Origin of the sequence: Kribbella speibonae (genome assembly GCF_004331375.1) — a bacterium.
GTDB classification, from domain to species: Bacteria; Actinomycetota; Actinomycetes; order Propionibacteriales; family Kribbellaceae; genus Kribbella; species Kribbella sindirgiensis.
On the sequence record NZ_SJKC01000001.1, the window covers coordinates 2,337,426 to 2,362,426 of the forward strand.

24 protein-coding genes are annotated in these 25,001 nt (G+C 68.6%); 15 read left to right on the top strand and 9 right to left on the bottom strand.

Going from position 1 to position 25,001, the window contains the following annotated elements:
- Nucleotides 1-52: 52 nt before the first annotated feature.
- Nucleotides 53-292, bottom strand: a complete 240-nt coding sequence (locus tag E0H92_RS11820; protein WP_131285498.1) for a mycoredoxin — start codon at nucleotides 290-292, stop codon at nucleotides 53-55.
- Nucleotides 293-393: 101 nt separating this feature from the next.
- Between E0H92_RS11820 and E0H92_RS11825 the strand changes: the two genes are divergently transcribed.
- From E0H92_RS11825 to E0H92_RS11840, 4 genes are all read left to right on the top strand, one after another.
- Nucleotides 394-2,520 (top strand): ATP-dependent DNA helicase UvrD2, encoded by a 2,127-nt coding sequence (locus tag E0H92_RS11825; RefSeq protein WP_131496223.1) that lies wholly within the window; start codon nucleotides 394-396, stop codon nucleotides 2,518-2,520.
- A gap of 362 nt (nucleotides 2,521-2,882) precedes the next feature.
- A complete protein-coding gene (locus E0H92_RS11830) occupies nucleotides 2,883-3,080 on the top strand; it encodes a hypothetical protein (RefSeq protein ID WP_131496224.1) in 198 nt (65 codons plus the stop codon).
- 149 nt (nucleotides 3,081-3,229) lie between these two features.
- Nucleotides 3,230-3,517, top strand: coding sequence for a WhiB family transcriptional regulator (locus E0H92_RS11835; RefSeq protein WP_131285495.1), 288 nt, complete (start codon nucleotides 3,230-3,232; stop codon nucleotides 3,515-3,517).
- A 108-nt stretch (nucleotides 3,518-3,625) separates the two neighbouring features.
- Nucleotides 3,626-3,766 carry a hypothetical protein gene (locus E0H92_RS11840; RefSeq protein ID WP_238150791.1) on the top strand — a complete coding sequence of 47 codons (141 nt, stop codon included), beginning with the start codon at nucleotides 3,626-3,628 and terminating at the stop codon, nucleotides 3,764-3,766.
- A 66-nt stretch (nucleotides 3,767-3,832) separates the two neighbouring features.
- Here the strand turns inward: E0H92_RS11840 and E0H92_RS11845 are convergent, their stop codons facing one another.
- Nucleotides 3,833-4,360: an NUDIX domain-containing protein gene (locus tag E0H92_RS11845; protein ID WP_131467412.1), complete on the bottom strand. Its 528-nt coding sequence runs from the start codon at nucleotides 4,358-4,360 to the stop codon at nucleotides 3,833-3,835.
- 29 nt (nucleotides 4,361-4,389) lie between these two features.
- Here E0H92_RS11845 and E0H92_RS11850 point away from each other — a divergent pair, with 29 nt between their 5' ends.
- Nucleotides 4,390-5,364: an alpha/beta fold hydrolase gene (locus E0H92_RS11850; RefSeq protein ID WP_131467413.1), complete on the top strand. Its 975-nt coding sequence runs from the start codon at nucleotides 4,390-4,392 to the stop codon at nucleotides 5,362-5,364.
- An 80-nt stretch (nucleotides 5,365-5,444) separates the two neighbouring features.
- On the top strand, nucleotides 5,445-6,917 hold the full coding sequence (locus E0H92_RS11855; protein ID WP_131496225.1) for an MFS transporter: 1,473 nt from the start codon (nucleotides 5,445-5,447) through the stop codon (nucleotides 6,915-6,917).
- Here E0H92_RS11855 and E0H92_RS11860 read toward each other — a convergent pair.
- Both E0H92_RS11860 and E0H92_RS44110 read right to left on the bottom strand, forming a co-directional pair.
- A complete protein-coding gene (locus tag E0H92_RS11860) occupies nucleotides 6,904-8,217 on the bottom strand; it encodes an ABC1 kinase family protein (RefSeq protein ID WP_131496226.1) in 1,314 nt (437 codons plus the stop codon). The genes E0H92_RS11855 and E0H92_RS11860 overlap by 14 nt on opposite strands.
- Nucleotides 8,218-8,331: 114 nt before the next feature.
- Nucleotides 8,332-8,490, bottom strand: coding sequence for a DUF5679 domain-containing protein (locus E0H92_RS44110; protein WP_012922897.1), 159 nt, complete (start codon nucleotides 8,488-8,490; stop codon nucleotides 8,332-8,334).
- 682 nt (nucleotides 8,491-9,172) lie between these two features.
- On the opposite strand from E0H92_RS44110, the gene E0H92_RS11865 reads away from it, so the two are divergent.
- Nucleotides 9,173-9,550: a M48 metallopeptidase family protein gene (locus tag E0H92_RS11865; protein WP_337590466.1), complete on the top strand. Its 378-nt coding sequence runs from the start codon at nucleotides 9,173-9,175 to the stop codon at nucleotides 9,548-9,550.
- Nucleotides 9,551-9,966: 416 nt separating this feature from the next.
- Nucleotides 9,967-12,171, top strand: a complete 2,205-nt coding sequence (locus E0H92_RS11870) for an MMPL family transporter (RefSeq protein WP_131467417.1) — start codon at nucleotides 9,967-9,969, stop codon at nucleotides 12,169-12,171.
- Nucleotides 12,172-12,225: 54 nt separating this feature from the next.
- Here the strand turns inward: E0H92_RS11870 and E0H92_RS11875 are convergent, their stop codons facing one another.
- The 3 genes from E0H92_RS11875 to E0H92_RS11885 are packed head-to-tail and all read right to left on the bottom strand — an operon-like array spanning nucleotide 12,226 to nucleotide 14,935.
- Entirely contained in the window at nucleotides 12,226-13,026 is an 801-nt protein-coding gene (locus tag E0H92_RS11875; RefSeq protein WP_131496227.1) for a hypothetical protein, read from the bottom strand.
- Nucleotides 13,027-13,054: 28 nt separating this feature from the next.
- The gene (locus E0H92_RS11880; RefSeq protein ID WP_131496228.1) at nucleotides 13,055-13,411 is read right to left on the bottom strand and encodes a hypothetical protein; all 357 of its coding nucleotides are present in this window, start codon (nucleotides 13,409-13,411) and stop codon (nucleotides 13,055-13,057) included.
- Between the two features lie 6 nt (nucleotides 13,412-13,417).
- The gene (locus E0H92_RS11885; protein WP_131496229.1) at nucleotides 13,418-14,935 is read right to left on the bottom strand and encodes a zinc ribbon domain-containing protein; all 1,518 of its coding nucleotides are present in this window, start codon (nucleotides 14,933-14,935) and stop codon (nucleotides 13,418-13,420) included.
- Nucleotides 14,936-15,076: 141 nt separating this feature from the next.
- On the opposite strand from E0H92_RS11885, the gene E0H92_RS11890 reads away from it, so the two are divergent.
- Nucleotides 15,077-15,769, top strand: coding sequence for a nucleoside/nucleotide kinase family protein (locus E0H92_RS11890; protein ID WP_131496230.1), 693 nt, complete (start codon nucleotides 15,077-15,079; stop codon nucleotides 15,767-15,769).
- Here the strand turns inward: E0H92_RS11890 and E0H92_RS11895 are convergent.
- Nucleotides 15,729-16,322, bottom strand: a complete 594-nt coding sequence (locus E0H92_RS11895; protein ID WP_131496231.1) for a CGNR zinc finger domain-containing protein — start codon at nucleotides 16,320-16,322, stop codon at nucleotides 15,729-15,731. The genes E0H92_RS11890 and E0H92_RS11895 overlap by 41 nt on opposite strands.
- Before the next feature lie 68 nt (nucleotides 16,323-16,390).
- On the opposite strand from E0H92_RS11895, the gene E0H92_RS11900 reads away from it, so the two are divergent.
- Both E0H92_RS11900 and E0H92_RS11905 read left to right on the top strand, forming a co-directional pair.
- The gene (locus tag E0H92_RS11900; RefSeq protein ID WP_238173384.1) at nucleotides 16,391-17,584 is read left to right on the top strand and encodes an MFS transporter; all 1,194 of its coding nucleotides are present in this window, start codon (nucleotides 16,391-16,393) and stop codon (nucleotides 17,582-17,584) included.
- A complete protein-coding gene (locus E0H92_RS11905; RefSeq protein ID WP_131496232.1) occupies nucleotides 17,556-17,819 on the top strand; it encodes a hypothetical protein in 264 nt (87 codons plus the stop codon). Before E0H92_RS11900 ends, E0H92_RS11905 begins: the two co-directional genes overlap by 29 nt.
- A 5-nt stretch (nucleotides 17,820-17,824) precedes the next feature.
- Here the strand turns inward: E0H92_RS11905 and E0H92_RS11910 are convergent, their stop codons facing one another.
- Entirely contained in the window at nucleotides 17,825-20,083 is a 2,259-nt protein-coding gene (locus tag E0H92_RS11910) for an FdhF/YdeP family oxidoreductase (RefSeq protein ID WP_131496233.1), read from the bottom strand.
- A gap of 146 nt (nucleotides 20,084-20,229) precedes the next feature.
- Here E0H92_RS11910 and E0H92_RS11915 point away from each other — a divergent pair, with 146 nt between their 5' ends.
- The 4 genes from E0H92_RS11915 (at nucleotide 20,230) to E0H92_RS11930 (ending at nucleotide 24,959) form a co-directional block, all read left to right on the top strand.
- The gene (locus E0H92_RS11915) at nucleotides 20,230-20,958 is read left to right on the top strand and encodes a 3-hydroxybutyrate dehydrogenase (RefSeq protein ID WP_131496234.1); all 729 of its coding nucleotides are present in this window, start codon (nucleotides 20,230-20,232) and stop codon (nucleotides 20,956-20,958) included.
- 16 nt (nucleotides 20,959-20,974) lie between these two features.
- The gene (locus E0H92_RS11920; protein WP_131496235.1) at nucleotides 20,975-22,276 is read left to right on the top strand and encodes an MFS transporter; all 1,302 of its coding nucleotides are present in this window, start codon (nucleotides 20,975-20,977) and stop codon (nucleotides 22,274-22,276) included.
- Nucleotides 22,277-22,280: 4 nt separating this feature from the next.
- On the top strand, nucleotides 22,281-24,047 hold the full coding sequence (locus E0H92_RS11925) for a helix-turn-helix domain-containing protein (RefSeq protein WP_131496236.1): 1,767 nt from the start codon (nucleotides 22,281-22,283) through the stop codon (nucleotides 24,045-24,047).
- Between the two features lie 150 nt (nucleotides 24,048-24,197).
- Nucleotides 24,198-24,959 carry a CpaE/TadZ family protein gene (locus E0H92_RS11930; RefSeq protein WP_131496237.1) on the top strand — a complete coding sequence of 254 codons (762 nt, stop codon included), beginning with the start codon at nucleotides 24,198-24,200 and terminating at the stop codon, nucleotides 24,957-24,959.
- The last annotated feature ends 42 nt before the right edge of the window (nucleotides 24,960-25,001 follow it).

The window sequence follows — 25,001 nt, forward strand, 5'->3', positions numbered from 1 at the left end:
ACGGTCATGACCGTAAAGTCCATAACTCAGGCGATATGACCTGAGTCAGTTGTCAGGCGACGAGCTTCTCCGCGACCTGGGCCAGCGACGGGTTCGTCATCGCGGTGCCGTCGGGGAAGACCACCGTCGGCACCGTCTGGTTGCCGTTGTTGACCTTCTCGACGATCTTGGCGGCCTCCGGGACCTGCTCGATGTCGATCTCGGTGAACTCGATACCGGCTCGCTTGAGCTGGCCCTTGAGGCGGTGGCAGTAACCGCACCACGGGGTCGAGTACATGGTGAATGCCGACATCGGCGGACTCCTTGAGGAGTGGGGAGGGGTTTTGTCGGGCCGCCCGTCTAGGGTTGCCTTCGACGTATTCGAACCATGCCGCAGGTGGTGCTTGTTCCCGCATGTCTCAGCCCGTGAGCGACTTCACACGATCTGCATCCGCTGAGGACCTCCTGGAGGCCCTCGACCCGGAGCAGCGGGCGGTCGCGACCACCTTGCACGGCGCCGTCGCGGTGATGGCGGGTGCGGGCACGGGCAAGACGCGGGCGATCACCCACCGGATCGCGTACGGCGTGCGCACCGGGACGTTCGACCCGGTCCGCGTGCTCGCGGTGACGTTCACCCAGCGGGCCGCGGGGGAGATGCGCGGCCGGCTCGCGCAGCTCGGCGTCCAGGGTGTGCAGGCCCGCACGTTCCACTCCGCCGCGCTCCGGCAGGCCCGCTTCTTCTGGCCGAAGGTGTACGGCGGGGAGCTGCCGCCGATCGCGGACCGCAAGTTCCCGCTGCTGACCGAGGCCGCGTCCCGGTGCCGCGTCCGGGTGGACACGCCCGCGCTGCGCGACCTGGCCGGCGAGGTCGAGTGGGCCAAGGTGAGCAACGTCCGGCCGGACGACTACGCGCGGCTGGCGCCCAAGTCGGCGCGGGCGCTGGCAGCCTTCGACCCGCCGACGATCGCCCGGATCTTCGCGGCGTACGAGGACGTGAAGCTGGAGCGCGGGCGGATCGACCTGGAGGACGTCCTGCTCTGCACGGTCGCGCTGCTCGCGGAGGACGAGCGGGTGGCGGCCGAGATCCGGCGGCAGTACCGCACGTTCGTCGTGGACGAGTACCAGGACGTCTCGCCGCTGCAGCAGAGCCTGCTCGACCTGTGGCTCGGCGGCCGTGAGGACGTCTGCGTGGTCGGGGACCCGGCACAGACGATCTACTCGTGGGCCGGCGCCGACCCGGAGAACCTGGTGCGGTTCGCGTCCCGGCACCCGTCCGCGACCGTGATCAAGCTGGTCCGCGACTACCGGTCGACGCCGCAGATCGTCGACGTGGCGAACAAGATCCTCGACGCGGCCGGTCCGACCGGGCTGCCCGGGCGGGTCACACTGCGGTCGCAGAAGGAGGCCGGTCCGGTTCCGGTCTACCGCGAGTACTCCGACGAGGTCGCGGAGGCGGATGCGGTGGCGCGGGCCGTCGTACGGCTCAAGGACGAGGGCGTGGCGCTGCGCGACATCGCCGTACTGTTCCGGACCAACGCGCAGTCGGAGAACTTCGAGCAGGCGCTGGCCGAGCGGAAGATCCCGACCGTGCTGAAGGGTGCGGAGCGGTTCTTCGAGCGCGCGGAGATCCGGCAGGCCGCCGTATTGCTGCGCGGGCAGGCGAAGGCCGGTGAAGCCGGGGACGACCTGGTCACCACGGTGACCGGCGTGCTGGCCGGGGCCGGCTGGACCCAGGAGCCGCCGACCGGGACCGGTGCGGTGCGGGACCGCTGGGAGTCGCTGAGCGCGCTCGTGACGATGACCGCCGACTTCGCCGCGGCGCACCCGGAGGCCCGGCTGCCGGAGCTGATGGCGGAGCTGGACCGGCGAGCCACGATCCAGCACGCGCCGCTCGCGGAGGGCGTCACGCTGGCGACCCTGCACGCGGCCAAGGGCCTGGAATGGGAGTCGGTCTTCATCGTCGGGGCCCACGAGGGGACGCTGCCGATCAGCTACGCCCAGACGCCGGCGCAGGTGGAGGAGGAGCGGCGGCTGTTCTATGTGGGCGTGACGCGGGCCAAGCAGCAGCTGTTCGTCAGCTGGTCCACCTCCCGCTCGCCCGGCGGCCGCGGTACCCGGGGCCCGACCCGCTTCCTCGACCCGATCGGCGTCCGTACGGCGCGCTCCGAGTGGACCCCGTCGTCGTCCGTGGGCTGGGAGCGACCGTCCCGCTCCGAGCGGTCCGAGAAATCGGGCCGGCCGATCCCGAAGTGCCGGGTCTGCGGCCGCGGCCTGACCGACCCGGGAGCCCGCAAGCTCGGCCGCTGCGAGGACTGCCCGTCCTCGATCGACCAGAAGCTGTACGACGCGTTGATCGAGTGGCGCACCGAGCAGGCGGAGTCCGAGAAGATGCCGGCGTTCGTGATCCTCACCGACGCGACCCTGACCGCGATCGCCGAGACGAAGCCCGGCGACGCCCAGGCGCTCCGGCAGATCCCGGGCATCGGGCACACCAAGCTGACCAAGTACGGCGAGCACATCCTCAACCTCTGCACGCGCTGAGGGCTGCCTCTTCGGGCAAACCTGTTGCCAGGCACGAGATCCACGGCGCATCCTGGAGGACGTGCCGTGTTCTGCTCCTGGCAGACGTGGCAGTTAGGTGACAGAGGCAACGATCCCGGAGCGTGCGGTCGGCGTCCCGGAGCGTGCCGAAAGACGGTTCGTAGCCTGCGCCGGCAGTGAGATCTTGCCGCCGGAGCGGCAACTTCCGGCCAACTTCGCGAACTGGCGTTAAATAGTTTGCGGGCTCCGGCGCGGACGGCGTACTGTTCTTTCTGCGGTCGAAGCCTGGCCGAAAACTTCAAACCACCATAGCGATCGAGCTAACCGCCCGCTTCGCCACAACGAGAGGAGGTGCCCTGGAAATGATCACCAACACGGTCAAGAAGCCGTTCAGCGACGCTGCCGCGCTGCCGTGCGCCCCGATTCAGGGTGCCTCGCCGCGCCTGCACGTCGCGACCGTTGTGCTCATGGCTTCCGGCACTGCCCCGTTCGCGGGCGGAGCTGTCGGCGATGTGAAGTACGGCGGTTCGGGTTCTCGAGCATGGAGTCCACCGGTCTGACAGACGTCAGAGCCGGCACCTCCAGGCCGCGGAACCCACCAAAGGGTCCCGCGGCCCTTTTGTTTGTCCCAAGATTTGGCGGCCGTCAACCGGCAGCCGTCACCGACAACAAGAGATCAGCAACCAAAAGTCACTGGGAGGTGACCGGAATGAGCGTGAGCTTCCTCGATGTCTTCACCGAGGTCGCAACGTCGCAGGACCTGCCCTGTCGGTCCTACGCGCCAGAACTCTTCTTCGCCGAATCGCCGGCGGACGTCGAGTACGCGAAGTCTCTCTGCACGACCTGCCCGCTGAAGGCCGAGTGCCTGGCCGGAGCGCTCGAGCGTTCCGAGCCGTGGGGAGTGTGGGGTGGCGAGCTGTTCGTCCAAGGTGTGGTGGTTCCGCGCAAGCGGCCCCGTGGGCGTCCCCGCAAGAGTGACACCGTAACCGCCGCCTGAACGACTACAACCCATCCGAATCGAGTCAACGTGACCACTCAGACTTTCACCAGGAGCATCGAAATGCATTTACTTCATGAAGATCTCGCCCGTGCTCATTGTCGTTCCTTGCTGAAGGACGCAGAGCAGAACCGGCGCTTCCGCCTCGCTCACCAGATCGAGAAGGCGCAGAAGCAGGCCGAGCGGGCCGGCCGGCGAGCTGAGAGGGCCAGCGCACGCGCGCGCCTCGCACTCGCCCGCCTCGTCTGATCCACCAGAACCACAGCCTGACCAGCTGAATCACTGAGGGGCGGCACCTAAAGGGGGTGCCGCTCCTCAGTCACGTTCGGACAGCAGCAATTGCTGCAGACCGACCAGCGTGATGCCGCTGACGATCTCGTGCCGGGCGATCATCCCGGGTACGTCGGCCAGCGGGATCCACTCGATCCGGTCCGACTCGTTCAGCTCCGTCGGCTCACCGATCCGTGTAGCGCTGGTCGCCCGGTACACGAAATGCCGCGAGTCCATGATCCCGGCGGCCGGCTCCGACCGGATGAGCTCGGTCAGCCCGTCCGCCCGCCACCCGGTCTCCTCCTCGAGCTCCCGCGCCGCGGCGGCCTCCGGGCTCTCACCGGCCTCGATGATCCCCATCGGTAGCTCCCACGCCCAGGTGTCGGTCAGGAACCGGTGCCGCCACATCAGCAGCACACCCTCGTCCCAGGTGACGACCGCGGCGGCGATGTCCTTCATCCGTACCGCGTGGTAGTCGAACCGCTCCCCATCGGGTTGCTCGACGTCCAAGCGCCGGACGCTCAGCCACCGATTCCCCCAAGCCTCTTCCTCACCGTGGATCACCCAGCGCATGCTGAGGAGCATAGGGGGAGGTGCGAACGATGAAGCTGGTCGACGTCGGCGGCCGGACGATGGCGTACCACCGGGCCGGTGCCGGGCCCGCGCTGGTGTTCCTGCACGGCGGGTGGAGTGACGGCCGGGCCTGGGGACCTCAGCTCGCCGGCTTGAGTGACGGTTTCGACGTGATCGCCTGGGACGCGCCAGGCTGCGGAGGCTCCGACGACCCTCCTCGTGAGATGACGATGGCCGACTACGCCGACGCTGTGGCCGCTCTCGTCGCCGAGCTGGGCGTCGAGGCGGCGCATCTGTGCGGCATCTCGTGGGGCGGTGGCCTGGCTCTGGCGGTGTGGCAGCACCACCCGGAGCTGGTCCGGTCGCTCATCCTGGTCGGCGCCTATGCGGGCTGGAAAGGCTCCCTGCCGCCCGAGGAGGTCGAGGCCCGGGTACGGCGGCTGCTGGCCGAGGCAGAGCGGCCTCCGGCTGAGTGGATGGACGCCTATCTCCCCACCTTCTTCGCCGGGGCGCCGCCGGCCGGGTCGCTGGAACTGGTGCGGTCGATGATGCTCGACAGTCGTCCGGGCGGGCTCGTGCCGATGCTGACGGCGTTCGCCGACGCGGACCTGAACGCGGTGCTGCCCACGATCGCGGTGCCCACGCTGCTGCTCTGGGGCGAGCACGACGACCGCTCCCCGGTCGGGACAGTTGCTCAAGCGCTCCGGTCGGCGATCCCAGCCGCAGAGCTCGTGGTACTCCCCGGCGTGGGCCACGAGGTCAACCTCGAGGCTCCCGAAGCGTTCACGACGGAGGTACGGCGCTTCCTGCAGGCTGCTGGTGCGACACTGATCCGCGTGAGCAGAGCTACCTGTGCGTTGTGTGGCCAGCAAGCGGCGTCCGAAGACGTGCCGCTGACCTGGATGACCTCGGTCGAGGACGGCCGCAAGCGGCTGTACTGCGACCGGTGTGCCCGGGAGAACGTCCGCAGCATCGAGGGAAAGCTCGACCCGGTCTACTGGTGAGACTTTTGGACCCGGTGTCGATTGAAGGGTGATCCGCTCGACGCAGGAGTGACAACACTCCTGTGAAAGGACCCCGGATCATGACCCTCAGCCTCGTGGCGGACCCCGTGACCGCCGGCAAGCGGCAGTGGATCGCGCTGAGCGTGCTGTGCCTCGCCTCGCTGCTCGTGTCGCTGGACCTGTTCGTGATGCTGCTCGCCGTGCCGGCCGTCACCGAGGCGCTCGGGGCCACCGGCAGCCAGCAGCTGTGGATCCTCGACGTGTACGGGTTCATGGTCGCCGGTCTGATGATCACGATGGGCAGCCTGGGGGACCGCCTCGGTCGCCGCCGGCTGCTCCTGATCGCCGCGGCCGTGTTCGGGGTCGCCTCGATCGTGGCGGCGTACTCGGTCAGTCCCGGCATGCTGATCGGCGCCCGCGCGGTGCTGGGGATCGCCGGCGCGGCGATCGCACCGTGCACGCTGTCGCTGATCTCCACGCTGTTCCCGGACGAGCGCCGGCGGGCCACGGCGCTCGGTGTCTGGGGCGGCTGCTTCACCGTCGGCGCGATCGTCGGACCGATCGTGGGCGGCGTGCTGCTCAACCACTTCTGGTGGGGCTCGGCCTTCCTGATCGGCGTCCCGGCGATGGTGGTTCTGCTCGCGGCCGGGCCGTTCATTCTCCCGGAGTACCGCAACGAGCAGGCCGGGCGGATCGACGTACCGAGCGTCCTGCTGTCGCTGGCCGCGATCCTGCCGGCCATCCACGGCCTGAAGCACCTCGCCTCGCACGGCGCCGGCGCCCAGTCCGTCGGGGCCCTGCTGATCGGCGGCGCCTTCGGCTGGATCTTCGTACGGCGTCAGCGCCGGCTCGACGACCCGCTGGTGGACGTGCGGCTGTTCACCCGGCGGACCTTCAGCGTCACGCTCGGCAGCATGACGGCGTTCTCGATGCTGTCCGGTGGTGTGATGGTCTTCGTCGCGCAGTACTTCCAGCTGGTCAAGGGGATGAGCCCGCTCGACGCCGGTGTGGCGCTGGTCCCGGGCATGATCACGTCGACGATCGGTTTCCAGCTCGCGCCGCGGCTGGCGCAGCGGATCCGTCCGGGCATCCTGATCCCGGCCGGTGTCGCGTTCACGGTGGCCGGCATGGCCGTGGTCAGCCTGACGACGTCGACCACGGTTCTGGTGATCGCCTTCGCGGTGCAGTGCCTCGGGCCGGGCGCGCTGGTCATTCTGGGGACGAACCTGGTCATCGGGTCGGTCCCGCCGGAGAAGGCCGGGTCGGCCGGTGCGCTGACCCAGACCGGCAACGAGTTCGGGTACTCCCTCGGTATCGCCGTCCTCGGCAGCGTGGTCACCGCCGTCTACCGCAGCCGTACCGACGGTCGCGGCGGCAACTCGCTGGGCGAGGCGGTCAGCCAAGGCGCGCCGGCCGACGTACTGGAGCAGGCCCGCGACGCGTTCACGTCAGGGCTCCACGTGGCTGCCGGGATCACCGCTGTGGCGCTGGCCGGGATGGCGATCCTGCTGGCGGTCACCCTGCGCGCGCTGCCCGCGCTCAGTCGTCGCTGAAGCCGGGCAGCAGCTCCTCCAGGACCGACCGGAACGGCGCCTCGGCCTCGAGCTGGGACAGGACGGCCATGCCGCCGATCCAGACGCGGTGGATCAGCAGGTACGACGGCGGCATGTTGAGGCGCAGAGCGAGCGACGCGTTGGGGGACCGGAAGTCGCCGGTCCGGTTCGCCTGCGCGCGCATCCAGTCCCGGCTGAACTGGAAGGTCTCCTCGCGGGCCGGTTCCGCGAACGGCGCGAGGTAGTCCATCAGCTGATCCGGGTCGATCTCCATCCGCGGCTTGATGAAGCCCTCGGCCTTGAGCCCGTCGCGGACCGCGAGGCCGTCACCCTTCAGCGAGATCCGCAGCAGCCGCCCGATCGCCGGCGGCAGGCCGTCCGGGAGCCGCGCGCAGAGCCCGAAGTCGACGACACCGAGCCGGCCGTCGGGCAGCACCCGGAAGTTCCCCGGGTGCGGGTCGGAGTGCAGCAGACCGGCGTACTTCGGCCCGCTGAACATGAACCGGACGTACTTCAGCCCGATCGCGTCCCGCTCCTCCGGCGTGCCGTCGGTGATGTACGACGACAGCGGCCGGCCCTCGATCCACTCGGACACGATCACCGCGGGGGAGTGCTTGACGACCCGCGGGACCACGAACTCCGGGTGGTCCTTGAACGCGTCGGCGTACTGCTGCTGGGCCTGCGCCTCGCGGTCGTAGTCGAGTTCCTCGCCGATCCGCTCCTGGAGCTCGGCGATCAGCGGCTTCACGTCCAAGCCGGGGATCAGGGTCCCGATCGTCCGCGCGAACCGGCCCAGTTGGCGCAAGTCTGCGCGCAGCGCCTCCGCGGCGCCCGGGTACTGCAACTTGACCGCGACCTCACGGCCGTCCTTCAGCCGTCCGCGGTGCACCTGGCCGATCGACGCCGCGGCCGCGGGCACCTCGCCGAACTCGTCGAAACGGTCCCGCCAGCGCCTGCCGAGCTCACGGCTGAGGATCGTGTCCACGGTCGCCGCCGGCATCGGCGGGGCGGAGTCCTGCAGCTTGGTCAGGGTCGCCCGGTACGGTGCCGCGAGCTCCTCCGGCATCGCGGACTCCATCAGGCTGAGCATCTGCCCGAACTTCATCGCGCCGCCCTTGAGCTCACCCAGGACGGCGAACAACTGGTCCGCCGTACGGCGCTGGAACTCGGCGTACACGGCCTCCGCGGGCGCGCCGCCGATGCGCTTGCCCAGGCCGACCGTCGCCCGCCCGGCGGCGCCGAGCGGCAGGCTGGCAAGTTTCGCGGTCCGGCTCAGCGCCTTACGAGGAAGGTCCGACACAATCCCATTCTGTCCGGTCACCCAAGCGGCGACGACTCCGGGTACGACGAGAGGCGGTGTCCGGCACGCGCAACGTGCCGGACACCGCCTCTACGACGACTTGGTGCTGGTGCGTCAGGCCTTGCCGAGGATCCGGTTCAGGTTCGTACCGCACTCGGGGCACTTGGCCTTGGCCATGCGCGTGCCCTTGTCGTTGACCTTGACCTCGCCGTCGGCGGTGCGCTTGGCCTTGCACTTGACGCAGTAAAACTCGCCGCTCCAGGTCTCTGCCATGAGGGCCCTCTCCTTGCTCTGAATTCCAGCCCGGGGTCTCGCCCCGGGCAGTCGTTGGATGCTAACGGCAGACCGTCCTGCCGTAGGCCGTTCGGCCCAGTCGGGATTCACCCTACGGCCTCCTGGCGCAGGCTCAAGCGCACCTGCTGGTCCGCGTGCCGCGTGATTCCCCCGAGGAAAGCCCTTACCGAAACTTTTGCCGGCGCGGAACAGGCTCCCGGTGATCCGCCTCCGCGACCACTCGGCTTCCCCTCCGAGCGGCCCCGGAGGCGGTCCGGGAGCCTGTTGCCGATGACGCTAGGAGGTACCGGCGGCGGTGGCAAGCCCGGGTTGTCCACCCCTGTGGATAACCCTGTGCGCAACCTGTGGGACGCGCCGCCGGGCACTGTGGACGGGCGGGGGAACAGGATGTGAACAACCAGGGTCGCAGGGGTCAAGATCTGGCATCTGACCTGCGGAAACGTCGATGCACAGGATGTGGACCGAAGAAAGTTGTCGGATTCGGGGGGTACATTTTTGAGCCATGGCCGACTCTCCACCGCGCCCGATCCCGCCTCACGTGGACATCCGTCGCAGCAAGCGCCGCAAGCGCACGGTCAGCGCGTACCGGGACGGTGACCGGGTGGTCGTGCTGATGCCCGACCGGCTGTCCGCCGCCGAGGAGGCGCGCTGGGTCGAGACCATGCTGGCGCGCCTCGAGAAGCAGCGCAGCCGATCGCGCGTGTCGGACGAAAAATTGTTGGCCAGAGCACACGAACTCGCGTGTCGCCACCTCCCGGAAGTGCCCGAACCTGCGTCAGTGAGGTGGGTTTCGAACCAAAACAGACGGTGGGGATCCTGCACTCCGGCGGACCGATCGATCCGTTTGTCGACCCGTTTGCAGTCGATGCCGGCCTGGGTCGTCGACTACGTCCTGGTCCACGAGCTCGCTCATCTGATCGAGCCGACCCACAACGCGACCTTCTGGGACCTCGTCCACCGGTACCCGAAGGCCGAGCGCGCCGAGGGGTACCTGGAGGGTGTCTCAGCAGCGTCGTCGCTCGACCTCGACGACTTCTGAGCCACCCCACACCGCGCCCAGCTCGCCCAACCCCGGCCCAGCCCGACCCGCGCGCTCATTCGCTCGACTTTGTGCACCCAGTCCGCACGGATCGGCGTGCCGCATACGGAAGAGATGCACAAAGTCGCGCGGGTCGCCGTGCCGCCCGCGCGTCGGTTCGACTTTGGGCTCCTACCAACCGTTTGCGGCGGGCGGAAACGGTTGGTGGGTGCTCAAAGTGGGTTGGTTCGAGGGGGGCGGCCGGGGTGCGTACGGCGTACGGGAAAGGGTGGGGTGGGGTTTTCCTCAGGGGGAGGTGGGGGGCTTCCTGCATGGTCGCGACCGGTCCGCGGCAGCCAGGCTTCTTCCCGTAGCCAGCGTTACGCCAGGGAGCGCTGGGTGGGGCGCCGGTGGGTGCGCAGAGGGGCAGGGAACGTATGGCCAGGGGACAGATCACGGTCCGGGCGGCGCGCTGGAGCGCTACCCATCCGTGGCGGGCGATCGCGATGTGGGTTGTCGTCGTGATCGCCTGTTTCGCGCTCGGGCAGGTGACCGGGACCAAGGAGTCGAAGAACGAGGGTGACATCGGTGAGGTGACCCGGGCGGACGACATCGTCAAGTCCGGTAACTTCGACGACCCGGATGTCGAGAGCGTGCTGATCACGGCTCCGTCCGGACAGCTCGACCACACCAAGGCCAACCAGGCCGCGGCGGTGGTGATCCAGCAGATGCGCGCCCTCGGTGGGGTCGCGGAGGTCGGACAGCCGATGCCGTCGCCGAAGAACGACGCGGTGATCGTCCGGGTGACGATGGAGGACGTGCCGGAGGGCTCGGACGACGACGCCAGGGTCCAGCCGCTGCTCGACACGACCGCCAAGGTCCAGCAGCAGTACCCGGACCTGCGGATCGAGGAGGTCGGCGGGCTGTCGATCGGCAAGGCGCTGAACGAGACGCTGGGCAAGGACTTCAAACGGGCCGAGATGTTCAGCCTGCCGGTGACGCTGGCGATCCTCTTGATCGCGTTCGGCGCGCTGATCGCCGCATCCGTCCCGCTGGTGCTCGCGCTGTCCGCGGTGGCGGCCGCGATCGGCCTGTCGGCGGCGGCTTCGCAACTGGTCCCGGCGGTGGACGCGGTCAACAGCGTGATCCTGCTGATCGGTATGGCGGTCGGCGTCGACTACTCGCTGTTCTACCTGCGCCGCGAACGTGAGGAACGTGCCAAGGGCCGCGGCCACGTCGACGCGGTCGAGATCGCGGCAGCGACCTCGGGCCACGCGGTCGTCGTCTCGGGTACGGCGGTCATCATCTCGATGGCGGGTCTGTTCCTGGCCCGCGACGCGGTGTTCTCGTCCTTCGCGGTCGGCTCGATCCTGGTCGTCGCGGTGGCCGTCGTCGGTTCGCTGACCGTGCTGCCGGCCGTGCTGGCGAAGCTCGGGCGCTGGGTGGACAAGCCGCGGATCCCGCTGGTCTGGCGGCTGACGGCGGGCAACAAGGAGCCGCGGTTCTGGCCGATGGTCCTCAAGCCGGCCCTGAAGCACCCGATCGCGACGCTGCTGGTCGCCGTCACCGCACTGCTCGCGGTCGCGTCGCCGGCGCTGGGGATGACGCTGAAGTTCCCGGGGACGGAGGATCTGCCGCGGACGACCTCGGTGATGAAGGCGTACGACCGGCTGACGGCCGCGTTCCCCAGCACGGGCACCAGCCACGAGGTCGCCGTACGGGCGCCTGCAAACCAGCAGCCCGCGGTGAAGGCCGCGCTGGCCGAGCTGATGCAGCGGACCAAGGGCGACAACCTGTACGCGTCGGACGGTCTCGAGGAGCCGCGGTTCTCCAAGGACGGCACGGTCGCGACGCTCGAGGTCGCCACGCCGTACGAGGGCGGTAGTGACCAGGCGCGGGACTCGCTGTCCAAGCTGCGCAAGGAGCTGATGCCGGAGACGGTCGGCAAGGTGCCGGGAGTCGAGTACGCGGTCGGTGGGTTCGTGGCCGCGGACGTCGACTACGCGGCCCACACGCGGGACAAGCTGCCGCTGGTGATCGGGTTCGTGCTGCTGCTGACGATGATCGTCATGATGGTGACGTTCCGGTCGGTGGTCGTCGCGATCACGGCGATCGGGCTCAACCTGCTGAGCGCGGGCGCGGCGTACGGCGTCGTCACCGCGGTCTTCCAGAACACCTGGGCCGAAGGCCTGCTGGACTTCCGGTCGAACGGCGCGGTCGTCAGCTGGCTGCCGCTGTTCCTCTTCGTGGTGCTGTTCGGCCTGTCGATGGACTACCACGTGTTCGTGGTCAGCCGGATCCGCGAGGCGGTGCTGCGCGGCGTACCGACCAAGCAGGCGGTGGCCGAAGGCATCACCGGCTCGGCCGGCGTGGTGACCAGCGCGGCGGCGGTGATGATCGGCGTCTTCGCGGTCTTCGCCACCCTGAGCACCCTGGACATGAAGCAGTTGGGCGTCGGCCTGGCGGTCGCGATCCTGATCGACGCCACGATCATCCGCGCCGTGGTCCTCCCCAGCATCATGACCCTGCTGGGCGACGCCAACTGGTGGGCCCCCAAGTGGCTCCGTGGCAACACCGCCAAGCACGCCACCCCGACCCCGCCGGCCCCCGAGGAGGAGCGCGAGCTGACCCCCGTCGGCTGAACAACCCAGTGACGCCCCACCCGAAACTCGTTCGGGTGGGGCGTCGTACTGCAATCAGCAAGCTTCGTGTCTGCTGCTGCCCGACAGCGCCTTGCCGATCCGAAGGTTCGTGCCCTGGCCCTCGAAGAACTTGCCGACGGTCCAGCGCGTGCAGGTCTGACCGTCCGGTCCGTCCTCCGCGTTCTGCTGACTGACGAAGGACACCTCAGCCACCAGCCGCCCGTCGCGCGCGATGCTCAGCCCGGTCACCGTGATCTCGGTGTCCACGGTGGAGCGGAAGCCGGAAGTGAACTGCTTCCGGGTCATGGCTGCCCGTGCTGCGCGGGTGTGTTGCGCCTGGTAGGCGTCGTAGTCGCGGTTGTTGATGGCCGTGAAGTAGGCCGTCAGCACCTCGACGACGGCCGCCGCGGACGCGTCTTGTGCTGCCTCCGTCGTCACGGCGACGAGTTCGTTCCCCACGGCCGGAACGGACGGCGCAGCCGGCTCGGTCGACTCGGTCGGGGTCGTGGTTGTCTCGTCCTCCGTCGGCGCTGGAGTCCAGGTCTCGCTCGGGGCCTCCTCGGGCTCGACAGGACCGGTCGTGACGTAGCCGTCAGGCGTCAGCCGCTGGTTGTAGCTGGGTATGTCGGGCGCTGCCACGGACCGCGTGATGAGTGCGTCGCCGCCGAGGATCGCCCCCGTCACGATCGCGGCGAGCACGACGGTGGCTCCGACGAACCACCCCGGTCCGTAGCCGAGCGGACCGGAACCACGCGCGTTCCGCGAGGCGGCAGCGCCGTCCTCGAGTGCTGCCTCGCACCGCGAGCAGTACTTGGCCCCCTCTGCCTGGCGCGTCCCACAAGTTGTGCAATACACAGATAGCAATTTCGTCCCCCCAGACGTTTCAGAAGATCGCAGAGACTGCCTGCTGTACGGCGGTGACCGCGCCACCGATCGACGCGATCGATTTCGCTCCGGACGCGATCAGTTCCAGCAGCCGAAGTACGGATGTCTTGTCGGGCTTCTCCTTGGACAATTCACGCTCGGCGAGTTCCGCCACCGCGATGGCTTCCTCGGGGCGGTCCAACCGCTCCGAATGTGTCCGCAACAGTTCTAGGAGCTGAGCCATCTCGGTCCGCGCGTCGGCCAGCGAACCGGCGGATACCGCCGAGATGTTCGTCGCTGTCGCGCCGTCGCCGGCGGCCATCGCGCCGACCGAGACGTGTCCGCCGGAGATCCGGATTCCGTCGTTCTTCTCCATCGATTCTCAGTTCCTTCCCGTTGCCTCGTTGACGCCTTGCCGGGCGGCCTTGGCCGCCTTGCGGAGCGCGGCCGTCGCGCGTGCGCCGGTCCCCGCTGCGACGCTGCCGGCGGTGATGGACCCGCCCGTCGTGACGAGTACGCCGTTGTTCTGGATCACCGTCTGCCGTTGCGTCAGCTCGGCGGTGTCGATGCCCTTGGCCTCGAAGAACTGCTCCACGGCCTGGAGCATCCGCTCCTCGATCACCTTGATGTACAAGGCGCCGTCGAGTTGCTGGAAGTACCGCTGGAACGAGCGATCGCTGACCGTCTCGCGCGGACTTCTGGCGCTGCCGTAGTCGAACCGGAGCGAGCTGACGATCTCGCGCCGTTGCCTGCTCCGCTGACGGGCCGCCGTCACCGGGCCGAGCAGGTGGGCCACGACCGCGAACGGAGCACGCACCACGTGTCCCGGCGTACGTCGTACTGCGCGCCCGCCGATCCGGATCGCCTGACGCGCGGTGGGCTCCGGCAGCAGCCTGTCCACTTCCTGGAACTCGTCGCGTACCGGCGGGAGGACGCAGTGCGTGACCTCGTAGACCAGACCGTGCGGCGTGACGACGAAGCGCAGGAACGTCGAGACGACCACCTGGCCACGCCAACCGCTGATCTGGACGGTGAGGTACGAGCGCGCCCGGTCCTCGGGCTCGACGATCAGGCTGCGGACCAGCGATCGGTCGACCTTCGCCTTCGGCACGGCCAGCCGATCCGGCAGGAACCGGCGGTCGTCGCGGATGTCGCGACCGTCGACGAACACGCGGTCGGACAACGCGACCTGGCCGGTCCGCAGGTCACACAGCTTCCGCTTGACGAAGTCGTGGATCTCCAGCGCGGTGAACGACTCGGCGTCGCGTCCCTCGGCTGCCCGCTTGGTGTTCAGCGTGAAGGACTCGGCCTTGACCAGTACGCCGCTTCCGACGAAGGGCTCGTACGCGCTGTAGACGGTCACGTTGCCGCGCCGGGCGGTGGCGACCTGCTCGAGCCGCCTGGTGATCTCGGGATCGCTCGACGACAGGGCTTTCGGATCGAACCGTTCCGGACGCAGGTCGTTGGCGACCACGCCGTACGTCGCCACCAAGGTCTCGCCGACGACGACCACCCAGCACAGTGCGAGGGCCAGCAGAACGACGACGTACCGCGGGCTGTAAACACCCCAGACCGCGCTGGCCAGCAGGAGCGTCAGCAGGACGTCGCGGACCAGGTGCCTTTTCCGGGCGGCGATCGCGTGCAGAATCACCGGCACCAGATCGACGTCCGGGGACGCCGGCGGCGCCTTGAATTCTTCGTCCAGAATGTCGCGCACCACGTGGTCGGCGAACTGGCTGTTCAGCTGGACGGCCGCGCACAAATAGCGCGTGGCGTCCGACGGCGGTGAATCGGCGGCCGGCTCGACATCGGCTTCGACCGGCGGCAGCGGCTTTCCGCACGTGCCGCAGTACGTGGCGCCGGGCCGATTGCCCGCACCACAAGAAAAGCATTCTTTCATTTGTATTTCCCCCCTACCCGGAGTGAACGGTACGGGGATCCTTGTGTTCGGTCCAGCAACCGGAGACCAGCAAACAAATTGACGCAAGCGCTCGACGGAAACCTTTCGCCAATCCTCTCCGGCATGGTGAGAATGGCTGCCATGGGAGATCGCGCGGCGGTTCTGGGGGAGTTGGCCGAGGTCGTGCTCGGAGTTCGGCGGGAGCACCCGGTGCGGGTGGGGATCGACGGGTGCTCGGCGGCCGGGAAGACAACGCTGGCCGATGAGCTGGCCGAGCTTCTGCGGCGGTCGGATCGGGAGGTGCTGCGGGCGGGGCTCGACTACTTCAAGCGGGCGCCGGAGTTGCGGACGGGCTATCCGATCGAGTCGGCGGAGAGCTACTACTTCGAGATGTACGACTACGACGCGATCCGCGAGCGGTTGCTCGCGCCGCTGGGGCCGCGTGGTGATCGGCGGTACACGGCTGGGCTTCGTGAGGCCAACGCCCGGATCGCCCTCGACTCACCTGTTCGAACTGCCGGGCCGGATGCGATCCTGGTCGCTGACGGTGCATTCCTGCAGCGCCCGGAGCTCGACGCGTTCTGGGATCTGCGCATCTACGTCGACGTCAGCTTCGAGACAGTGCTCCGCCGTGGAGCCGCCCGTGACGCAGCCTGGATGGACTCGCTAGCGGCCGCCGAGGAGCGCTACCGCAACAGGTACATCCCGGGCGAGCAGCTGTACGTCGCCCAGGTCTGCCCGGCCGAACGCGCTCAACTGGTCGTGAACAATGAGGATCCGGCCAACCCGGTCCTCATCCGGTCTGCTGGCGGGCTCGGTGTGCTGCGGCCTTGACGCGGCTTTGGCATTGGGGGGAGCAGAAGCGGCGTTGACCGTTCTTCGAGACGTCGACGAAGACCCGGTCGCAGTGCGGTGCCGCGCACACGCCTAGCCGTCCGGCCAGGTCGCTTCCGACGGCGAGTGCCAGACCGGCCGCGCAGCCGGCGGCCCAGCCGTTCGCGAGTTGCTCGTCGGGGCCGTGGAAGTGCAGGCTCCACGGGCGGTCCTTGCCGCGGTCGAGCTGCGGGCGTGCGTTGGTGTCGACCAGCAACGCGTTGATCTCCGTCGCCGCCGCATCCAGATCGCCGGAGCTCGCGGCTTCGAAGACGATCCGCATCCGGCCGGCGAGACTCTTCAACCGGCGTGCGTCATCGACCGGGACCGACTTCGGCGGATGGCCGATCGCCGTCAGCGCCTCGGCGACGGCTGCCGTGATCGCGTCCGGTTCGTCGGGCGGAGCGTCGTACGGGAGGCCGCCGGAGTATCCGGGGGTCAGCCGGTTCACGTACTCGACCGAGGCCGCCAGCACACTCCGGGCATGACTATCAAAAGACACTTGACCAGTCACGCGATACCTCCGTAGGCTCGAGCTTGCGTGACCGATCATAACCACTTAGACAGTCATGGGAGTTCGCGGTGAACGTAGCTGTCACAGCACGAGGGCTCTCCCGGGCGGTGTGGATCCTGGTCGTCGCGCGCGCGGTGAACCGGATCGGCGCGTTCACGCTCCCGTTCCTCGGCGTGGTGCTCGCGGTCGAGTTCAAGGCCTCGCTCGATCAGGTCGGCCTGATCCTCGCGGTCTTCGGCGTCGCGACCATCCCGTCCCGGCTGCTCGGCGGTCAGCTGGCCGATCGCCTCGGTCGCCGCCGGACGATCGTTCTCGGTCTGGTCGGTTGCGCGATCGGCCAGCTGTGGATCGCGCTCAGCCACGCCCTCTGGTCCGCGGTCCTCGCAACGGTCCTGCTCGGGCTCGCGTTCGAGATCTACGAGCCGCCCAGCCAGGCGATGATCGCTGACGTCACCGAGCCCGAGGACCGCCCCGCCGCCTACGGCTTGTACAGCGCGGCGCTGGCAGCGGCCGGCGTGCTGGCAGGTCTGCTCGCCGCCGCGATCAGCCACTGGGACCTCCGCTGGCTGTTCGTGGCCGACGCGATCACCTGCCTGTCCTGCGCCGCACTGGTCGCGCTGGCGCTGCCGGCCGACGTACGCCGGGAACGCCCGGCGGATCGCCCCGTCGCAGTCTGGCGAGACAGGCGGCTGCTACTGCTCCTCGCGGGCGGCACGGTCTTCGCCACGATCTACATGCAGCTGATCATCGGCGTACCGCTCACGCTGCTCGAGCACGGACTCCCAAAGTCGGGCACCGGCCTGATCCTCGCGGTCTCCGCCGCCACGCTGATCGCCGCTCAACGCGTACTCCGCGTGCAGCGGTTGGACGACTTCCGCGCGATTGCGATCGGGTACGTGCTCGTCGGCGTCGGCCTGGTGGTCGTCGCCCTCGCGCACAACCTCGCAATCTTCCTGCTCGCAGCGATCCTGTGGAGCCTCGGCGAGCTGTTCCTGCTCACGCGTTACCTCACCCAGGCGTCCGGCCTGGCGCCGGAGAAGGCCCGCGGCCGCTACCTCGCGGTCTTCGGCCTGAGCTGGGGCATCGCGACCACGATCGCCCCCGTCACCGTCACCCAGCTCCTCGAATCCGCAGGCCCCAACGGTCTCTGGTTGACAACCGCCGCAGTGGCCTTCGCACTCGCGATACTTCAACCATGGGTCAGGCGACGGCTCGATCCGGATCGGAGGAATGGTGACCGACGCGTCGCAACCGACAGGTGACCTGGACGTCGAGGCCGTCATTCAGGAACTGACGGAGATCGGCGATGCCGGGAAGTACCTCGACGACGGTCCCGGTGAGGCCCGTGCCCGCGAGCTCGGCGGCAGGCTGGACACCCATGGCGGGATCGAGGGGATGCGTGCAGCGCTCGCCCAGGTCGCATCCCGGCTCCGGGATCCGGGGGCGGCCCATGAACTCGAGTACGCATGGGACGGTGTCGGCCCCTGGTTGGGCTGACGCCCTCAGCTGCGTGGCTCCAGCCTGACTGTCAGGCCTTTGGCGACCGGCGTGTTGCTGCCCTTCGCGACGTCGTCGGCCGACATCAGGACGTTGGTCTCGGGGTAGTACGCCGCCACGCAACCACGAGCCGTCGGGTACGACACCAGCCGGAAATGCGAGGCCCGCCGTTCGACGCCCTGGAATTCGCTCACGATGTCGACGTACCCGCCGTCCTGCAGGCCGAGCTCGGCCAGGTCGTCCGGGTGCACGAAGACGACCTCGCGGGTCCCGTGGATGCCGCGGTAGCGGTCCTCGAGGCCGTAGATCGTCGTGTTGAACTGGTCGTGACTGCGCAGCGTCTGCAGCAGCAACCGGCCGGGCTCGGTCGGCAGCCAGGTCAGCTCGTTCGCCGTGAACTGCGCCCGCGCGTCGGACGTCTTGAACTCCCGCTTGTCCCGCGCCGCGTGCGCCAGCAGGAATCCGCCTTCGTTGGCGCGCAGACGCTCCTCGAAGTCCTCGTACCCGTCGGCCACCCGTCCGATCCGCTGCCGGATCAGGCTGTAGTCGTCGGCGAAGTCGGCCCACGGAATCTCGCCGACCGAAGGTACGACGGCCTGCGCCAGCCCGCAGATGATGCCGATCTCCGACTTCATCTCCGGACCCGGGGGAATCAGGTTCCCGGTCGAGAGGTGTACGGCGCCCTGTGAGTCCTCGACCGTAACCGACTGCGGACCGGCTGCTGTGTGGTCGTGGTCGGTGCGCCCGAGCGTGGGGAGGATCAGGGCCTCGCGGCCCGTGACCGTGTGCGAGCGGTTGAGCTTGGTGGACACGTGCACGGTCAGGTCGCACTGCTGGAGCCCGCGATGCACGACCTCGGTGTCCGGCGTCGCTGACGCGAAGTTCCCGCCCATCGCGAAGAACACGCGGACGGCGCCGTCCCGCAACCGCTTCACCGTCTCCGCCGCGTCGATGCCGTGCGCCCGCGGAGAGCTGAACGAGAACTCGTGATCGAGCCGGTCCAGGAACGCGTCCGGCATCTTCTCCCAGATGCCCATGCTGCGGTCGCCCTGCACGTTCGAGTGGCCGCGCACCGGGCACGGGCCGGCGCCCGGCTTGCCGATATTGCCCTGCAGCAGCAGGACGTTGACGATCTCGCTGATCGTCGCGACCGCCTCGCGGTGCTGCGTCAGGCCCATCGCCCAGCAGATCACCGTCGCCTTGGACTTGATGAACCGCTGGGTGAGCTCCTCGATCTCGGCGCGCCGCAACCCGGTCGCCTGCTCGACCGCGGGCCAGTCGAGCTCGGTGTTGTGCTTGGCGTAGAGCTCGAACCCACTGGTGTGCGAGTCGATGAAGGACTTGTCCAGCACCGTTCCCGGGTGCTCCGCCTCGGCCTCGAGCAGAAGGTGGCCGATGGCAAGGAACAGCGCCTGGTCGCCGCCGATCCGGATCTGCAGGTGCTGGTCGGCGAGCTTGGTGCCCTTGCCGACCCAGCCGCGCGCGGTCTGCGGGTTCTTGAAGTTCATCAGGCCGGGCTCCGGCAGCGGGTTGACCGCGACGATGTCGCCGCCGTTGCGCTTGGCGATCTCGAGATGGCTGAGCATCCGGGGCGCGTTGGTGCCCGGGTTCTGGCCGACCACGACGATCAGCTCGGCCTCTTCCAGCATCTCGAGGGTGACGGCGCCCTTCCCGCTGCCGATCACCCGCGACAGCGCCGTACCCGACGATTCGTGGCACATGTTCGAGCAGTCGGGCAGGTTGTTGGTGCCGTAGGCGCGGACGAAGAGCTGGTAGAGGAACGCGGCCTCGTTGCTGGTCCGGCCGGAGGTGTAGAACACGGCATCGTCGGGGTCGACCAGGGCTTTGAGGTGCCGGGCGACGACCTGGAACGCCTCGTCCCAGCCGACCGGCTCGTAGTTGGTCGCGCCGGCCCGGAGCAGCATCGGCTCGGTGATCCGGCCGAGCTTGCCGAGGTCGAACTCCGAGATCTCGTTCATCGCCTCGACCGGGTGCCCGGCGAAGAACGCCCGCGGGACCCGCTTGCGGGTCGCCTCCCAGGCCACCGCCTTCGCGCCGTTCTCGCAGAACTCGGCCGCGTGCTTGCGTTTGTGGTCAGGATCCGGCCAGGCGCAGGACGGGCAGTCGAACCCGCCGTCCTGGTTCATCTTCAAGAACACCTTGCCGGTCCGCGCGGGACCCATCTCCCGGAAACCGAACTTGAACGACGAGAGCACCGCGGGGACGCCGGCGGCCTTCTTCTTCGGCTGTTCGATATCGACCATGTTTCAACAATAGGTCCACCTATCGTGACGCGCTGCTTTGATAGCCGCAGTTGTGGATAAGTAGCTCGTCGGGCCATGCTTCCGTGCCCGGATGTGTGCCCGTATCCCATAGTGCGCCGGTGCGCCGATTTCTACAGTCATCGGCCATGGAGACCCGTCGAGCCCTCGTCACCGGCGCCGCGTCCGGTATCGGCGCCGCCTGCGCCCAGCGCCTGGCCGCGGACGGCGTCCACGTGGTGGCCGTGGACTTCGACCAGGCCGGTCTGGACGCGCTGGACGGCGTTGAGACGGTCGTGGCCGACCTGTCCGACCTGGAGCGGCTGTCTGACCTCCCGAAGGACGTGGACATCCTGGTGAACAATGCCGGGGTTCAGCAGGTCGCACCGGTCGAGCAGTTCCCACCAGAGCGGTTCAGCTACATCCTGCGGCTCATGCTCGAGGCACCGTTCCGGCTGATCCGCCAGACGCTCCCACACATGTACGGCGCCGGCTGGGGCCGTGTGGTGAACATCAGCTCGGTCCACGGGCTCCGGGCCAGTCCCTTCAAGGCCGCGTACGTCGCTGCGAAGCACGGGCTCGAAGGACTCAGCAAGGTCGTCGCACTGGAAGGTGCGGCGCACGGTGTGACCAGCAACTGTGTGAACCCGGCGTACGTCCGGACTCCGCTGGTTACCGCGCAACTGGCGGACCAGGCCGCGACACACGGCCTGTCCGAGTCAGAGGTGCTGGACAAGGTCATGCTCGAGCCGGTCGCGGTGAAGCGGCTGATCGAACCGGCCGAAGTGGCGGAGCTGGTGGCCATGCTGTGCGGCCCCGCGTCCGCCTCCATCACGGGGAGCTCGTTCGTACTCGACGGCGGCTGGACCGCCCACTAACTCAGGAGCCCGCCCAATGACAGCTACAGAACCAGTGCGCACCAAGAGCTCGATCGTCCGGGTGGTCGGCGCGAGTCTCGTCGGTACGACGGTCGAGTGGTACGACTTCTTCCTGTACGGGGTCGCCGCATCGGTGGTGTTCGGCGACCTGTTCTTCCCGAAAGGCGAGGAGCTCACCGGAACGCTGCTGAGCTTCGCCACGTTCGCGGTCGGCTTCTTCGCCCGTCCGATCGGTGGCGTCGTGTTCGGGCACTTCGGTGACCGGTTGGGCCGCAAGCAGTTGCTGGTGCTCTCACTGCTCATGATGGGTATCGCCACGTTCGCCATCGGTCTGCTGCCGACGTACGCACAGGTCGGTGCGCTCGCCCCCATCCTGCTCACAGTGCTCCGACTCATCCAGGGCTTCGCTCTGGGCGGTGAGTGGGGAGGGGCTGTCCTGATCGTGTCGGAGCATGGTGATCCGGCACGGCGCGGTTTCTGGGCGTCCTGGCCGCAGGCTGGTGCGCCAGCGGGTCAGCTGATCGCAAACGGCGTACTGGCTGGCCTGGCCGCGTTCCAGTCGGACGCTGCGTTCAACTCGTGGGGCTGGCGTATCCCGTTCCTCCTGTCCGCAGTGCTCGTCCTGGTGGGGCTGTGGGTGCGGCTGCGGATCGAGGAGTCGCCGGTGTTCCAGGAGGCGCGCGCCAAGGAGGCCCCGGCGGAGAAGCTGCCCATCCTCGAGGTCCTCACCCGGTACCCACGTGAGGTGCTGACCGCGATGGGCGCGCGGATGGCGGAGAACGTCAGCTACTACATCTTCACGATCGTGATCGCGACGTACGCGAAGGAACACCTCGGTATGGGCAAGTCGTTCGCGCTGAACGCCGTACTGATCGCCGCGGCCGTGCACTTCTTCGCCATTCCGCTCTGGGGCGCGCTGTCGGATCGCATCGGCCGCAAGCCCGTGTACCTCATCGGTGCGGTCGGTGTCGGCGTCTGGGCGTTCGTCTTCATCGCGCTGGTTGATACGAAGAACTTCGCCCTCGCGACGCTCGCTGTGACGGTCGGTCTGGTGCTGCACGGTGCGATGTACGGACCGCAGGCCGCGTTCTTCACGGAGCTGTTCGGGACGCGGGTGCGGTACTCCGGTGTCTCGGTCGGCTACCAGCTCGCGTCGATCGTCGCGGGCGGTCTGGCGCCGTTCATCGCGGTCGCGCTACTCAAGGCGTACGACTCCGGGTACGCGATCGCTGTCTACGTCGCGGCCTGTGCGGTCATCTCGATCGTCGCGGTGACGTCGTACTCCGAAACACATCGCCGGGACCTCACTACGCTGTAGGACCATGGAGGAGCTTCTGCGGCTGCTGGCCGAGGATGCGTCCGGGAGCGAGCTGGCCCGGGCGGCGGGCGAGGACGCGGTGGCACGCGACCTCGCCCTGCGGATCCGGGCCGGCATGGACGCCAGCAAGAAGCGTGAGGCCGAGCTGTCCGCACTGGTCGACGTAGCGCGCGAGTTGGCGTCCGCCCGCGACCCAGGCGGCGTACTGCACACCATCGTCCACCGTGCCCGCACACTCGTCGGCACGGACGTCGCGTACCTCACCCTGTACGACGAGACGCGTGGCGACACGTACATGCGGGCCACCGACGGCTCCGTCTCGGCGGCGTTCCAGCAGTTACGGCTGCCCCTCGGCGCAGGACTCGGCGGACTGGTCGCGGAGACCTACAAGCCTTACTGGACCGCGGACTACCCGTCCGACCACCGCTTTCGGCACACCACACCCATCGACGACGCAGTGGGCGAAGAGGGGCTGGTGGCGATCTGCGGGACGCCGTTGGTGGTCGATGGCGCCTTCGTGGGGGTGTTGTTCGCGTCCAACCGGACACGACGCCCGTTCAGCCGTGACGAGGTGTCGCTGCTCGGTTCACTCGCCACGCTGGCCGCAGTGACTCTGGTGCAGGTACGGGCGGCGGCCGAGACCGCTGCGGCGTTGGACCAGCTGTCCGCCGCACACGCGGGCGTCGAACACGCAGCCGCCGCCCATGACCGGTTTGCCGAGATCGTGTTGTCCGGCGGGGATGTGGACGCCATCGCCGCCGCGCTGGCCGAGCTGCTCGACATGTGGGTCGTACTGGTCGATGCCAGCGGCAACGAGCTGGCAGCGGCCGGTAGCGTCCCTGGTACGCCGGTGCCCTGGCAGGAGTCCGAGTCCGGTCGATTGACTCGCATCGGCGACTGCTGGGTCGTGGCGGCGACCGCGAAGCGCGAGCGGCTCGGTGCGCTGGTCATCGGCGGTGCTGACGACCTGTCCGGCGCAGACCAGCGCATCGTCGAGCGAGCAGCCGTTGTGACCGCACTGGTCCTGCTGTTCCGCCGACAGGCCGCTGAGCAATCCCAACGTGCACAGGCCGACCTGCTGGCCGACGTACTGAGCGGAAGCGCCGATCCACGCGCTCTCACCGATCGGCTCCGGTTACTCGCGCCCAACCACCGGCACGATCGCCTGGTCGTCGCAGTGTGCCGTGGCGACCACACCGCCGTACGCGCTCGGCTCTCCGCGCCACTGGAAGACAGACTGGTGCTGTCCGGTCCGTACGGCGGGGACCTGGTGCTGCTGTTTGCTCGTACCAGCGCTGTGTCGACCGCACGTGACCTGTCCGAGCTGGCCAAGCGCACAGGGGTAACGATTGCTGTCACCGGTCCTGCGACTTGGGGAGAGCCCTTGGTCGAGGCACACCGGCAGGCGTCACGCCTCGTCACCACCATGGTCCGCTTGAACCGCCTCTGCGAAGCAGCCACACCCGACGACCTCGGTGTGGCTGGGCTGGTCGGCGCCTCCGAAGTCGACGTGCACAGCCACGTGTCCCAGGTGCTCGGCAAGGTCCTCGACTACGACACCCAGCGAGGCACCGACCTGATCGGCACCCTCCACGCCTACTTCGCCGCCGGCCAAAGCCCGACCCGAGCCGCCACCTCACTCCACATTCACCCCAACACGGTCCAGCAACGCCTCGACCGAATCACCGCCCTACTAGGCGACGGCTGGCAAACCCCGGCCCGCGCCCTCGACATCCAGGTAGCCCTCCGCCTCCACACCGCCCTCGGGTGACCCTGTCAGCCGTTCGGACGACAGGGTGTCGACCGAACGACAGCTTCTGTCGTCCGTTCACCCGCTGTGACGAAATCCGCTGCGCCGCCACTCTTTAGGCGAAGTCAACGCGCATTGCGGTGACACAGAGTGGCGCCAGGGGGTGTCGAGATGCCGGACGGGCGCATCATCACAGTGTTCGCAGCCAAGGACGGCAGCGGGAAGACAACCGTCGCCACGAACCTGGCCGTCGCCCTGTGCGCCTTGGGCACCCGTCGCGTCTGCCTGGTCGATCTGGACCTCCAGTTCGGCGACGTCGCCTGCCTTCTCGGGCTGCGTCCGGCGCGCAGCCTGTACGACGCGCTGCCGTGGGCAGGATCTCTGACCGCCGAACAGGCGGTCGGCCTCATGGCCTCGTTCCGGCCGGGTCTGGACTGTCTGCTGGCGCCAACTGGACCCGGGGACGCGGCGCAGATCCCGCACACGCTCGTCGCCGAGCTTCTACAGGTACTGCGGGGTGTCTACGACTACGTGGTTGTCGACACGCCGGCGCAGTTCAACGCGTCGGTACTCGCGGCACTGGACGCGGCCGACCACCAGGTGCTTGTCGCGACGCCGGAGCGGCCGTCGCTGAAGAACCTGCGGATGACCCTCGACGTCCTCGACCTCCTGTACGACGCGGGCGACCGGACGGTCGTGGTCAATCGGTCGGACAGCCGGGCGGATCTGACCGCCGCGGACGTGGACCACTTGGTCAGGGCCCCGATCACGCTGCAGTTGCCGAACTGGACCGACGTACCCGCCTCGATCAACCGGGGCGAACCCATCACCGTCGGCTACCCGGACCACCCCGTCAGCCAGGCCGTCCGCCGGTTGGCCGATGCCCTGGGTGCGAGCGACGGGAGGTGCAGCCGCGATCCGCCCTCCGCGTAGCACTTCCGCACATCCATTCAAATCCCTTGTACAGAAAGCGAA

Excerpts from the sequence above, each read along its gene's own strand:
- E0H92_RS11910 (WP_131496233.1), bottom strand. The coding sequence starts at position 20,083 with ATGGTCGATATCGAACAGCCGAAGAAGAAGGCCGCCGGCGTCCCCGCG.
- E0H92_RS11930 (WP_131496237.1), top strand. The coding sequence starts at position 24,198 with ATGCCGGACGGGCGCATCATCACAGTGTTCGCAGCCAAGGACGGCAGC.
- E0H92_RS11880 (WP_131496228.1), bottom strand. The coding sequence starts at position 13,411 with ATGGAGAAGAACGACGGAATCCGGATCTCCGGCGGACACGTCTCGGTC.
- E0H92_RS11855 (WP_131496225.1), top strand. The coding sequence starts at position 5,445 with ATGACCCTCAGCCTCGTGGCGGACCCCGTGACCGCCGGCAAGCGGCAG.
- E0H92_RS11830 (WP_131496224.1), top strand. The coding sequence starts at position 2,883 with ATGATCACCAACACGGTCAAGAAGCCGTTCAGCGACGCTGCCGCGCTG.
- E0H92_RS44110 (WP_012922897.1), bottom strand. The coding sequence starts at position 8,490 with ATGGCAGAGACCTGGAGCGGCGAGTTTTACTGCGTCAAGTGCAAGGCC.
- E0H92_RS11885 (WP_131496229.1), bottom strand. The coding sequence starts at position 14,935 with ATGAAAGAATGCTTTTCTTGTGGTGCGGGCAATCGGCCCGGCGCCACG.
- E0H92_RS11820 (WP_131285498.1), bottom strand. The coding sequence starts at position 292 with ATGTCGGCATTCACCATGTACTCGACCCCGTGGTGCGGTTACTGCCAC.
- E0H92_RS11890 (WP_131496230.1), top strand. The coding sequence starts at position 15,077 with ATGGGAGATCGCGCGGCGGTTCTGGGGGAGTTGGCCGAGGTCGTGCTC.
- E0H92_RS11915 (WP_131496234.1), top strand. The coding sequence starts at position 20,230 with ATGGAGACCCGTCGAGCCCTCGTCACCGGCGCCGCGTCCGGTATCGGC.
- E0H92_RS11845 (WP_131467412.1), bottom strand. The coding sequence starts at position 4,360 with ATGCGCTGGGTGATCCACGGTGAGGAAGAGGCTTGGGGGAATCGGTGG.
- E0H92_RS11920 (WP_131496235.1), top strand. The coding sequence starts at position 20,975 with ATGACAGCTACAGAACCAGTGCGCACCAAGAGCTCGATCGTCCGGGTG.
- E0H92_RS11865 (WP_337590466.1), top strand. The coding sequence starts at position 9,173 with ATGCTGGCGCGCCTCGAGAAGCAGCGCAGCCGATCGCGCGTGTCGGAC.
- E0H92_RS11825 (WP_131496223.1), top strand. The coding sequence starts at position 394 with ATGTCTCAGCCCGTGAGCGACTTCACACGATCTGCATCCGCTGAGGAC.
- E0H92_RS11870 (WP_131467417.1), top strand. The coding sequence starts at position 9,967 with ATGGCCAGGGGACAGATCACGGTCCGGGCGGCGCGCTGGAGCGCTACC.
- E0H92_RS11925 (WP_131496236.1), top strand. The coding sequence starts at position 22,281 with ATGGAGGAGCTTCTGCGGCTGCTGGCCGAGGATGCGTCCGGGAGCGAG.
- E0H92_RS11835 (WP_131285495.1), top strand. The coding sequence starts at position 3,230 with ATGAGCGTGAGCTTCCTCGATGTCTTCACCGAGGTCGCAACGTCGCAG.
- E0H92_RS11850 (WP_131467413.1), top strand. The coding sequence starts at position 4,390 with ATGAAGCTGGTCGACGTCGGCGGCCGGACGATGGCGTACCACCGGGCC.